The following is a 12006-nucleotide window of genomic DNA, read 5'->3' as shown; positions in this document are numbered from 1 at the left end:
GGCAATTTTTAAAAAATACAAAAAGTATGCAGGTCGCGCCTTTGCGCGATTACACTGCATACTTGGGTATTTACTCAATATTCCGCAATTGCTGATATTTTATTATTCTCTAATATTGTGGTGTTTCTTAAAATAATAATAATTTATGGATAGCATACAGATAAATTATGGCATTTAATCATTAAGAATTATGTTTCATTTTTCTCCTGATATCCTAAAAATTACTATGTTACGTTAACGTCAATCGACACCAATGACATGAACGCTCTCTTGACCGATGTCAAATCCGGCAAATGAGATCGGTTGGTGGCGTTTCCTAAAAATGTTTGGATACGAAATGTTTGGAAATCTGAAAATCAGCCTCAGGATATCCTTGGGCTTTGCTGTCGTGGTCTTTTTGCTTCTTCTGCTTGGCGGCGTATCATGGCAGACAACCCAGCAATCCGAAGAGAGCCTGTCCGACTTCGCCGACCAAGGGCAGGTGGTTCGCCAGGTGCAGTACGCGGACCTTGCGCTGTTGCGGGCCAGAGTGGCTTTCATGCGCTATGTCATGTCTGGAACCGCCAGCAACGCGGAAACCACGGAAAAGGAATTGAGCGCCTCGGTCGCTGAGTTGGCAGCAAGCCGAAAGCTGATGCAAACCGCCGCCGAACAATCGCAGGCTGACGCCGCCATTGAGAAAATCCGTCAATACGACGCGACCACCAAGAGTTATGTGGCGAACCGGATTGAACAGGATCGCCTGAACAAGACCATTGTTTATGAAACTGGATCGAACATCCGCACCCTGCTGGTAGAAATGCGGGACGCCGAGATCCAGGCTGAGCATCTCGCCACGCTGGCGACCATCGACCGCATCAGCGAAGGCGTGTGGACGTCGCGCATCCTGATCTTTCGGCTGCTGGATGGCGACAAGGAGTATGATTTTGCTCGCGTCCAATACCGCCTCGCCCAATCCCGCGATGGGCTGAAGGAATTGGCCGCCCTCCCGCTTGCCGACGGTCAGGCCGACCGCATCAAAAAGGCGACGGAATTGTTCCAGACCTTCAGCGCCGGTCTGTCCGACATGGAAAAGCGCATGGCGGCCCTGGACAACATTCTCAACACCCAACTGACCCCCATCGCCACCGAGGTCGCGGCTAAGCTCAAAGACATTCGTGACACGGCCAGCGCCTCACAAACCAAGCTCCGCGAAAACGCGGTGGCGACCGCCAACTTCGCCGAGACGACCACCAAAACCCTGACGCCCATCGCCGCTCTGCTGGCCGTGGTGATGGCCTGGGCCATCAGCCGCAGCGTCGCGACTCCGGTCGTGGCGATGACCCGCGCCATGGGGCAATTGGCGCGCGGCGATCTGACGGCGGCGATTCCCGCCATTGGCCGCAAGGATGAAATCGGCGACATGGCCGACGCCGTGCAGGTGTTCCGCGACAACATGAACCAAGCCAAGCTTCTGGAAGACGAGGCCAAGCAGGCCAGCGCCAAAGCGGCGGCGGACCGCCGCGCGTCGATGCTCCAACTGGCCGACCGCTTTGAAAGCAGCGTCCAGGGCATCGTCGAGACGGTGGCCACGGCGGCGACCGACATGCAAAGCACGGCGACCGCCATGTCTTCCACCGCCACCCAAACCAGCACCCAAGCGAACAATGTGGCGGCGGCGGCGGAACAGGCCTCGGCCAACGTCCAGACCGTGGCGGCGGCGACCGAAGAATTGTCGGCCTCCATCGGTGAAATCGGTCGGCAAGTCACCAGCTCCACCCGCGTCGCCGCGCAGGCGGTGGAAGACGCCAAGCGCACCGGGCTGGCCATCGAAGGGTTGGTGCAGGCGGCCCAACAGATTGAACAGGTCGTCGTCCTCATCAACTCGATCGCCGGACAAACCAACCTGCTGGCGCTGAACGCCACCATCGAAGCCGCCCGCGCCGGAGAGGCCGGCAAGGGCTTCGCCGTGGTCGCGTCGGAGGTCAAGGCGCTCGCCAACCAGACGGCCAAAGCCACCGAAGACATCCAGGTGAAGGTGAAGGAAATCCAGGCCGCCACCGGCGGCGCGCAATCGGCCATCGGCGGCATCGCCAGCACGATCAACCAGATCAACGACATCGCCACTGGCATCGCGGCGGCCATCGAAGAGCAGAACGCCGCCACCGGCGACATCGCCAACAACGTGTCGCAAGCGGCCCTTGGCACCGGCGAGGTGTCGAGCAACATCACCGGCGTGACCCAGGCCGCGTCGGAAACCGGATCGGCGGCCACCCTGGTTCTCGACGCCGCTGGCGGTCTGGCCCGCGACGCCGAACGCCTGCGCAGCGAGGTCGCCAACTTCATCGCCACGGTGCGGGCGGCCTGATCGGGTTCCCCGCAGCCTTGACGCGTCGTAGACGTTTTCTATGTTTCCAGCAGCGTCGAGCGTTCGATAGCCTGCGATCCTCTCGAGAGTATGGGGAAGCAAGGCTATCCCCACCGACGCTGTTTTCAGCGCGCAGACGGAACGGCCACGCGTTGGGCCGTTCCCTGTGCCATGCTGGGCGGCGTTTCCTCCCAGCCCATTGTCGTCCAGCGCCGTGCCGATGCCCTCCCCCGCCGCCCCGACCGATCTCATCCCGCCCAACGTCGCCGGATGGTTCCGTTCGCGCGGTTGGGCGCCGCACGCCCACCAGCTCGCCATGGTCGCGGCGGCGGACGAGGGGGCGAGCGCGCTGCTGATCGCGCCGACCGGCGGCGGCAAGACGCTGGCGGGGTTCCTGCCCTCGTTGATCGAGTTGGCGGAGCGGCCGCGCGACGGGCTGCACACGCTCTACATTTCGCCGCTGAAGGCGCTGGCGGTGGACATCCAGCGCAATCTGGAAAGCCCCATCGCCGAAATGCGCCTGCCCATCCGGGCCGAGACGCGCACCGGCGACACGCCGGAGGCCAAGCGGCGGCGGCAACGCGCCCACCCGCCGCACATCCTGATGACGACGCCGGAAAGTCTGGCCCTCCTGCTGTCCTACAGCGACAGCGACCGGCTGTTCCACCCCCTGCGCTGCGTCATCGTCGATGAGCTGCACGCGCTGGCCGGGACCAAGCGCGGCGACCTGCTGGCGCTGGCGCTGGCGCGGCTCGGGCGCTTGGCCCCGGCGGCGCGGCGGGTCGGGCTGTCGGCGACGGTGGCGGCGCCCGACCAATTGCTGGCGTGGCTGTCGCGCAGCGGGCGGAAGGACGGCGGCGACGTCAAGCTGGTGCTGGGGCGCAGCGGCGCCGCCCCCTACATCGCGATTCTCGACAGCCGCGAACGGCTGCCCTGGGCCGGGCACACCGCCCAACACGCCATGGCCGAACTCTATCAACAGATCCGCCAGCAGCGCACGACCCTGGTGTTCGTCAACACCCGCGCCCAGGCCGAAATGGTGTTTCAGGCGCTGTGGAAGGTCAACGACGACACCCTGCCCATCGCCCTGCATCACGGATCGCTGGCGGTGGAGCAGCGGCGCAAGGTGGAGGCGGCGATGGCGCGGGGGGATTTGCGGGCGGTGGTCGCCACCTCCTCCCTCGATCTCGGCATTGATTGGGCGGCGGTCGATCTGGTGGTGCAGATCGGCGCGCCCAAGGGATCGAGCCGCCTCATTCAGCGGATTGGCCGGGCCAACCACCGGCTGGACGAGCCAAGCCGCGCCCTGCTGGTTCCCGCCAACCGTTTCGAGGTGCTGGAATGCCGCGCCGCGCTGGACGCCGTGCGCGAAGGCGCGTTGGACGGCGACACGCTCCGCCCCGGCGGCTTCGACGTGCTGGCCCAGCACATGCTCGGCATGGCCTGCGCCGCGCCCTTCCACCCAGACGCGCTCTATGAGGAGGTGGTCTCCGCCGCCCCCTACGCCGACCTCAGCCGCGACGAATTCGACGATGTTCTGGATTTCGTGGCGACCGGCGGCTACGCGCTGGGCGCGTATGAGCGGTTCCAACGCCTGCGCCGGGGCGACGACGGGCGGATGGCGGTGAGCGGCCCGGCGGTCGCCCGGCTCTACCGGATGAATGTCGGGACCATCACGCAGGAGCCGCTGCTGCGCGTCCGCCTGAATCGCGGCCCGGTTCTGGGCGAGGTGGAGGAGTATTTCATCCAGGGGTTGACGCCGGGCGACACCTTTCTTTTCGCCGGGCAATTGCTGAAATTCCTGGGCGTGCGCGAGATGGAGGCGCAGGTCGCCAAGGGCGGAACCGGCGACCCGAAGATCCCCGCCTACGCCGGGGGGCGGCTGCCGCTGACCACCCATCTGGCCGAACGGGTGCGGGCTATTTTGGCGGACCCGGCGGGCTGGCGGGATCTGCCCGACGACGTGCGCGAGTGGCTGGAGCTTCAGCGCCTGCGCTCGGTCCTGCCCGCGCGCGACGGGCTGCTGGTGGAGCTGTTTCCGCGCAACGGCAAACGCTTCCTCGTCGCCTACGCCTTTGAGGGGCGCAACGCGCATCAGACGCTGGGGATGCTGCTGACCCGACGGATGGAGCGGTTGGGGCTGGGGCCGCTGGGCTTCGTCGCCACCGATTACGTGCTGGCGGTGTGGTCGCTGCGCTCCCCCGACGATCTCGACGCGCTGTTCGACCAGGACATGCTGGGCGACGATCTGGAAGCCTGGATGGAGGAATCCTCGATGCTGCGGCGGACCTTCCGCAACGTGGCGCTGATCGCCGGGGTGATCGAACGCCGCCATCCGGGCCAGGAAAAGAGCGGGCGGCAAGTCACCGTCTCGTCCGACCTGATTTACGACGTGCTGCGCAAGCATGATCCGGGGCATGTGCTGCTGCGGGCGACGCGGGCCGACGCGGCGGGCGGGCTGACCGACATCCGGCGGCTGGCCGATTTTCTGGCGCGGGTGCGCGGGCGGATCGCCCGCAAGGATCTCGACCGGATTTCCCCGCTGGCCGTGCCGGTGATCCTGGAAATCGGGCGCGAGCGGATCGACGGCGACGCCACGGACGAGCTGCTGGCCGCCGCCGCCGAACTGGTCGCGGAGGCGATGCCGGAGCTGCGCCCGCCGCCCAAACGGGCCGAGCCTGACCGGCAGGGGCGGCTGTTGTGACGCCGCCCCCGCCAAGGCCCCCTCCCCCCCATGCGGACGCATGGGTCCCTCCCTCCCCCGCTTCGCGGGAGAGGGCCGCGTTTCCCTCTCCCGCGAAGCGGGGGAGGGTCAGGGAGGGGGCTGGCGACTCCTCAGGCCGAGACTCCTCAGGCCGACTTGCGCAGTTCCGGTTCGACGCCCGGCTCGCCGCTGAACTCGATGCGGATGTTCTCGTCGCGGACGATGAACTGGCAGGCCAGACGGTAGGGCGGCGGACGGTCGTTCACCTCGGCCTGGGCCAGCAGATCCTTGGTCAGCTTGCCGTTGACCGACAGAGTGACCTTTTCCTTTTCCGTCAGGTGGATGGCCATCGGGGTCTTGCCGTCCAGATAGGTCACTTTGACGAGGCAGGAGCCGCACTCGCCGTCCTGGCACTGGAAGGGGATGGTGATGTTGTTCTTTTTCGCCAACGCCAGCAGCGTGCTGGTGTCGCCGGCGATGGCGTAGACGGTCACGTCTTTCGGCAGGGTCGGGCCTGCGAAGGTCACGGTGGCCATGGTCTTTCCTCCGGGTGTGGTTGCGGGTTCGCCGCGACGGGCGTCGCGGCGGCCACGCCCTTCCGTGCAAGCTCTATGCCCACAAATTTTTTAAGGATTTGAGCCGTCCGTGACGAAAGCCGGTGAACGAACAATGTCGGGTTTCCCGCAAGCCGACGCCCAACCCTGTCCGACTGACGACAGCCGGGCGGCGCTGACCCTGTGCGGGGCGGCGTTGCTGGCCGACGCGTCGGGCGCGCTGCTGTGGCCGGGCGAAGGGGTTCTGGCGGTCGCCGACCTGCATTTGGAGAAAGGATCGTCCTTCGCCGCGCGGGGCCGGATGCTGCCGCCCTATGACACGCGGGCGACGCTGGACCGACTGGCGGCGGTGATCGAGCGGGAGCGGCCAAGCCGGGTGTTGTGCCTGGGCGACAGCTTCCACGACCGCCGGGCGGGCGGGCGCATCACGGCGGAGGATTCGGCGCGGCTGCGGGCGCTGACCGCCGCCGTCGATTGGGTGTGGATCACCGGCAACCACGACCCCGATCCGCCGGAGGGGCTGGGCGGGCGCGCCGCCGCCGAGGTTCGGCTCGGCCCGCTGGTGTTCCGGCACGAGGCGCAACCTGGCGCGGTGGGCGAGCTGTCCGGCCATCTGCACCCGGCGGCGGCGCTGGCGCTGGCCGGGCGGCGGCTGCGCGACCGCTGTTTCGTCACCGACGGGGCCAAGCTGATCCTGCCCGCCTTCGGGGCCTTCACCGGCGGGCTGAACGTTCTGAATCCGGCCATCGCCGGGCTGCTGGGGCCGAACTTCCAAGTTCTGTTGACGGCGCGCGGGCGGGTCCATCGCTTCCCCCGCGACCGTCTGTCGCCGGATCGCGGCGGCTGACCCCCTGGTCGAACCGGCCCAACCGCCTATATCCGAAGGCTCGCCGCCGCCCATCGCACGAGCCGCCCTCATGCCCGCCCCCCTCAGCGCCACGCCGGTCATCGTCTGGTTCCGCAACGATCTGCGTCTGGCCGACAACCCGGCGCTCCACGCCGCCGCCAGCCTCGGCGCGCCGATCCTGCCGCTTTATGTGCTGGAGGAGGTCCCCGGCGACCCCCGCCCGCTGGGCGGCGCGTCGCGCTGGTGGCTGCGTGGCAGTTTGGAACGGCTGGGCGCGGCCTGCGCCGCCCTGGGTGCGCCGCTGATTTTGCGGCGCGGCGATCCGGCGGCGATCCTGCCCGCCCTGATCGGCGAGAGCGGGGCCGGGGCGGTGTTTTGGAACCGGCGCTACGCCCCCGCCCAGACCGCCCGCGACGCGGCGATCAAGGAGGCGCTGAAGCGCGACGGAGTCGAGGCGCGCAGCTTCAACGCCAATCTGCTGGCCGAACCCTGGACCGTGCAGAACAAAAGCGGCGGGCCGTTCAAGGTCTTCACCCCCTTCTGGCGCAGCCTGTCGGCCACGCTGGCCCCGCCCCTGCCCCTGCCCGTTCCCGCCCTGCTGCCCGCCCAACGGCTGATCGCCCCGGCGACGCCGCCCGCCTCCGACCCGCTGGAGTCCTGGGGCCTGGCGCCCACCGCCCCGGATTGGGCAGGCGGCCTGCGGGCGGCCTGGAGTCCGGGGGAGGCGGCGGCGCGCGACGCACTGGCCGCGTTCCTCGACGGACCGGTCGCCCGCTACCCGACCGAACGCGACCGCCCCGACCAGGACGGCACCGCCCGCCTGTCGCCCCATTTGGCCTTTGGCGAGATCGGGCCGCGCCAGATCTGGCACGCCGCCCGCCACACGGCGGACGCCCACCCCGACCGGCAGACCGGCGTCGAGTCGTTCCTGCGGGAAATCGGCTGGCGCGAGTTCAATCACCATCTATTGCACCACGCCCCCCATCTGGCCGACCAGCCGCTGGACGAGCGGTTCGCCGCCTTCCCCTGGCGCGACGACCCCGCCGGGTTGGCGGCCTGGACGCGCGGGCGCACCGGCTATCCGATCGTGGACGCCGGGATGCGGCAGCTCTGGGAAACCGGCTGGATGCACAACCGGGTGCGGATGATCGCCGCCTCGTTCCTGGTCAAGGATCTGCTGCTGCCCTGGCAGACGGGGGAGCGCTGGTTCTGGGACACGCTGGTGGACGCCGATCTGGCCAACAACGCCGGGGGCTGGCAATGGACCGCCGGTTGCGGGGCCGACGCCGCCCCCTTCTTCCGTATCTTCAACCCGGTGCTGCAAGGCGAGAAGTTCGATCCCGAGGGCGATTACGTCCGCCGCTTCGTCCCCGAACTCCGCCGCCTGCCGCCGCGCTGGATCCACAAGCCGTGGGACGCCCCGCCGGAGATTCTGCGACAGGCCGGGGTGCGGCTGGGCGAGAGCTACCCACGCCCGATCATCGACCACGCGCTGGCCCGCAACCGGGCGCTGTCGCTGTTCGCCGAACAAAAGGGGCGAACGCTCTGACGGCCCGTCATTTCATAGGACCGTTATGGAGCCGCAAAGAAAACGTCATGAATCCAAACTAGTGTGTCGCCAACCCAGAGACACGCCCCCGGATCCATCCGGCGGCGCCAGGCGAGGCAGGCAAATGAACGGCGACGAAATCACCCGCAAGGGCACCAAATACCTCACCTTCGACAGCCAGGAAGACGTCGGCGTCAACCCGTCGTCCAACCCGACGCTGGGTGACGTGTTGAACGAGCGCGTTGGTCGCCGTGGCTTGATCGGCGGCATGCTGGCCAGTTCGGCGCTCAGCGCGCTGGTCGGCCCGGTCGCCCTGTTCAGCGCCCCCGCCGAGGCGGAAGCCGCCACGCCGAACGCCGCCCCCGGCGCCGCGACGCCAAGCTTCCGCTTTGAAGAAATCGCCCATGGCGTGGATGAAACTCATCATGTCGCGCCGGGTCACGACGTCAACGTGCTGATTCGCTGGGGCGACCCGGTGTTGCCCGGCGCGCCCGCCTTCGACCCGATGAAGCAGACCGCCGCCGCTCAGGCGACGCAGTTCGGCTACAACAATGATTTCAATGGCTTCGCGCCGTTGCCGCTCGGTTCCAAGACCGCCGACCATGGGCTGCTCTGCACCAACCATGAGTACACCGACGAAGAGGTCATGTTCCCCGGCCTGAACGGAGAGCAGCAGAAGGCCAACTTCGCCCGGATGACCAAGGATCTGGCCGACATCGAAATCGCCGCCCATGGCGGTTCGGTCGTCGAAATCCGCAAGGTCAAGGGGAAGTGGACGTACGACGCCGCGTCCAAATACAACCGCCGGATCACCGGCGAGACCGAATGCCGCATCACCGGCCCGGCCGCTGGTCATCCCCTGATGCGCACCGCCGCCGACCCCACCGGAACCGTGGTGCGCGGCATGCTGAACAACTGCGCCGGCGGGATGACCCCGTGGGGCACCTGGCTGTCGGCGGAAGAGAACATCAACGGCTATTTCTGGGGCAAGATGGCCGACGACCACAAGAACGCCGCCGCGTTCAAGCGCTACGGCATTCCGGGCGCCTGGTACAATTGGGGGGCCTACCACGACCGTTTCGACGTGACGAAGGAAGCCAACGAGGCCAACCGCTTTGGCTGGATCGTCGAAATCGACCCCTACAACCCGACCTCCGCCCCGCGCAAGCGCACCGCGCTGGGGCGTTTCAAGCACGAAGCCTGCAACGTCGTCGTCATGAAGAACCGCACGGTCGTCGCCTACATGGGCGATGACGAGCGGTTCGAGTATGTCTACAAATTCGTCGCCGCCAAAAAGTACGACCCGACCAACCGCGCCGCCAATCTGGGCATCCTGGACGAAGGCACGCTCTATGTCGGCAAGTTCGGCGCCGATGGATCGGTGACGTGGCTGCCGCTGGTCCAAGGCCAGAATGGTCTGACGGCGGAGAAGGGCTTCCCCGATCAGGCGACCGTCCTCATCAACGCCCGCATGGCCTCCGACATTTTGGGCGCGACCAAGATGGACCGCCCGGAAGACGTTGAAATCAATCTGAAGAAGGACACGGTTTACGTCGTCCTGACCAACAACAACAAGCGCAAGCCCGAACAGATCGACGCCGCCAACCCGCGCGCCGTCAACGATTGGGGCCAGATTGTGGAGATCACCCCGAACGACGGCGACCACACGGCGACCAAGGCGACCTGGAAGATGCTGCTGCGCGGCGGCAATCCGAAGGACGCGAAGGTTGGCGGCCAATATCACGCCGACACCAGCGCCAACGGTTGGTTCGCCTGTCCCGACAACGTCGCCGTGGACAATCATGGCCGCCTGTGGGTCGGCACCGACCAGGGCGAGAATTGGGCCAAGGCGTCGGGCACCGCCGACGGAATCTGGGCGGTGGAAACCGACGGCGAACTGCGCGGCTTGTCGCGCATGTTCTACCGCAACCCGGTCGGCGCCGAAATCTGCGGCCCCTTCTTCACCCCCGACGACAAGGCGCTGTTCATCTCCGTCCAGCACCCGGCGACCGACGGCGTGGAGCTGTACAAGCCCTTCGGCAAGCTTTCCACCTTTGAGGAGCCGGCCACCCGCTGGCCCGACTTCAAGCCGGGCATGCCGCCGCGCCCCTCGGTCATCGTCATCACCAAGAAGGACGGCGGGGTCCTCGGCCTCTGACCGGCACAGCCGCCAGACCGCGAACACGCGCCTGACACAGAAGGGGGCGGCTCCGCAAGGGGCCGCCCCTTTTCCTTGCCCACGCTTTTTCCGCCCGCGACGACGAAGCGGGGTTTTCATCGCGCTTAGAAATGTTATAAAATAACATCATGAGCGCTCACACCGACCACGCCCACACCGCCGCCGCGCCGCACGACCACGCCCATTGCGTCGCCGACGCGCTGACCCGCGCCGACGCGCTGTGCGCGGAGCGCGGCGCCCGCCTGACCATCCTGCGCCGCCGGGTGCTGGAGCTGGTGTGGTCGAGCCACCGCCCGCGCGGGGCCTACGCCATTCTTGAGGATCTGAGCCAGCAGGACGGCAAGGCGACCGCGCCCTTGACCGTTTACCGCGCCCTGGAGTTTCTGGTCGATCAGGGGCTGGTCCACCGCATCGAATCGCTCAACGCCTATGTCGGCTGCGCCGCCCCCGGCGCCTCGCATTCCGGGCAATTCCTGGTGTGCGAGGGCTGCGGCGACGCCGCCGAGATTGACGACCCGTCGATCCGATCCGCCATCGACGCCGCCGCCACCGTGCGCGGCTTTCGCGTGCAACGCCCCACCGTCGAGGTGCGCGGCGTCTGCAAAGACTGTCAGGAGAAACACCCGTGACCTCCCCCCGCCTGCCCGTTTCGGTGCTCACCGGCTTTCTCGGCAGCGGCAAGACCACGCTGCTGCAAGCGTTGCTGCGCCATCCCGCCATGGCCCGCACCGCCGTCATCATCAACGAGTTTGGCGAGGTCGGGCTGGACCATCTGCTGGTCGCCAAGGCGTCGGAAAACATGGTGCTGATGGACAGCGGCTGCCTGTGCTGCACCATCCGGGGCGATCTGGTGGACACGCTGCGCGACCTGTTCCTGAAGCGGGTGCGCGGCGAGGTGCCGGATTTCGAGCGGGTGGTGGTGGAAACCACGGGCCTCGCCGATCCCGCGCCGATCATCCACACGCTGATGACCGATCCGCTGCTGGCCGCCCGCTTCCGTCTGGACGGCGTCATCGCCACGGTGGACGCCGCCCACGGCTCCAGCCAGCTTGACCGCCAGCCGGAAAGCGTCAAACAGGCCGCCGTCGCCGACCGCATCGTGCTGACCAAGACCGACGTGGCCGCCCCCGCCGCGACCGTCGCGCTGATGAAGCGGCTGAACGCCATCAACCCGGCGGCCCCGATCATCCCCGCCGCCCATGGCGCCATCGACCCGGCCGTGCTGTTCGACGCCGGTCTCTACAACCCGGAGACCAAAAGCCCGGACGTCGTCCGCTGGCTGCGCGAAGAGGCCTATCGCGACGAACAGGCGCGCGGCCATGACCATCATGAAGATGGGCATCATGGACATGAGCATCATGAGCATGGTGAGCATGGGCATGACCACACGCATGACGATCATCACCACGATCATGAGCATGAGCATGAGCATGAGCATGGCGATCATTGCGCCGCCGATTGCGGCCACGATCACCACCACCATGACGCCAACCGCCACGACGACCACATCCGCGCCTTCTGCATGGTGATCGACCGCCGCGTTCCCTGGAACGGCTTCGTCGATTTCATGGAGGCGCTGATCGCCCAGGGCGGCGACAATCTGTTGCGGGTGAAGGGGCTGTTGAACGTCCAGGAAAGCGACCTGCCGGTGGTGGTCCATGGCGTCCAGCACATGTTCCATCCCCCCGTCCGGCTGGAGGAATGGCCCAGCGAGGATCAACGCACCAAGCTGGTCTTCATCACCCGCGATCTGGGGCCGACGGTGATCGAACCCCTGTTCAACAGCCTGGTCTGGGGCGAGGGCGAGGCCCCGGCGGCGTAAGGCG

The 12006-nt window shown here is 66.9% G+C and carries 8 protein-coding genes; 7 read left to right on the top strand and 1 reads right to left on the bottom strand.

Annotation, left to right across the window (positions count from 1 at the left end):
- The first annotated feature begins 277 nt into the window (after positions 1-277).
- Positions 278-2347, top strand: a complete 2070-nt coding sequence (locus D3877_RS03555; protein WP_338014555.1) for a methyl-accepting chemotaxis protein — start codon at positions 278-280, stop codon at positions 2345-2347.
- A gap of 220 nt (positions 2348-2567) precedes the next feature.
- Positions 2568-5051, top strand: a complete 2484-nt coding sequence (locus D3877_RS03550) for a ligase-associated DNA damage response DEXH box helicase (protein WP_119829371.1) — start codon at positions 2568-2570, stop codon at positions 5049-5051.
- A gap of 146 nt (positions 5052-5197) precedes the next feature.
- Here D3877_RS03550 and D3877_RS03545 read toward each other — a convergent pair whose 3' ends face one another.
- Complete coding sequence (locus D3877_RS03545; protein WP_119829370.1) at positions 5198-5587, bottom strand: 2Fe-2S iron-sulfur cluster-binding protein; 390 nt, start codon at positions 5585-5587, stop codon at positions 5198-5200.
- A 109-nt stretch (positions 5588-5696) separates the two neighbouring features.
- Here D3877_RS03545 and pdeM point away from each other — a divergent pair, with 109 nt between their 5' ends.
- The 5 genes from pdeM to D3877_RS03520 all read left to right on the top strand — a co-directional run bounded on the left by pdeM (position 5697) and on the right by D3877_RS03520 (position 12002).
- A complete protein-coding gene (gene pdeM / locus D3877_RS03540) occupies positions 5697-6452 on the top strand; it encodes a ligase-associated DNA damage response endonuclease PdeM (RefSeq protein WP_338014554.1) in 756 nt (251 codons plus the stop codon).
- Between the two features lie 70 nt (positions 6453-6522).
- Positions 6523-8001 (top strand): cryptochrome/photolyase family protein, encoded by a 1479-nt coding sequence (locus tag D3877_RS03535; protein WP_119829368.1) that lies wholly within the window; start codon positions 6523-6525, stop codon positions 7999-8001.
- A 124-nt stretch (positions 8002-8125) separates the two neighbouring features.
- Entirely contained in the window at positions 8126-10159 is a 2034-nt protein-coding gene (locus D3877_RS03530; protein ID WP_119829367.1) for a PhoX family protein, read from the top strand.
- A gap of 149 nt (positions 10160-10308) precedes the next feature.
- On the top strand, positions 10309-10809 hold the full coding sequence (locus tag D3877_RS03525; RefSeq protein ID WP_119829366.1) for a Fur family transcriptional regulator: 501 nt from the start codon (positions 10309-10311) through the stop codon (positions 10807-10809).
- Entirely contained in the window at positions 10779-12002 is a 1224-nt protein-coding gene (locus D3877_RS03520) for a CobW family GTP-binding protein (RefSeq protein ID WP_119829365.1), read from the top strand. Before D3877_RS03525 ends, D3877_RS03520 begins: the two co-directional genes overlap by 31 nt.
- Positions 12003-12006 lie beyond the last annotated feature (4 nt).

This window comes from Azospirillum cavernae, assembly GCF_003590795.1.
Lineage (GTDB): Bacteria > Pseudomonadota > Alphaproteobacteria > Azospirillales > Azospirillaceae > Azospirillum > Azospirillum cavernae.
Note: the sequence above shows the minus strand (reverse complement) of the source record. Positions and strands in the feature narration are given on the sequence as shown.

Bases quoted from the DNA above. Each gene is read 5' to 3' on its own strand.
- D3877_RS03530 (WP_119829367.1), top strand. From the start codon at position 8,126: ATGAACGGCGACGAAATCACCCGCAAGGGCACCAAATACCTCACCTTC.
- D3877_RS03535 (WP_119829368.1), top strand. From the start codon at position 6,523: ATGCCCGCCCCCCTCAGCGCCACGCCGGTCATCGTCTGGTTCCGCAAC.
- D3877_RS03555 (WP_338014555.1), top strand. From the start codon at position 278: ATGTCAAATCCGGCAAATGAGATCGGTTGGTGGCGTTTCCTAAAAATG.
- D3877_RS03525 (WP_119829366.1), top strand. From the start codon at position 10,309: ATGAGCGCTCACACCGACCACGCCCACACCGCCGCCGCGCCGCACGAC.
- D3877_RS03545 (WP_119829370.1), bottom strand. From the start codon at position 5,587: ATGGCCACCGTGACCTTCGCAGGCCCGACCCTGCCGAAAGACGTGACC.
- D3877_RS03550 (WP_119829371.1), top strand. From the start codon at position 2,568: ATGCCCTCCCCCGCCGCCCCGACCGATCTCATCCCGCCCAACGTCGCC.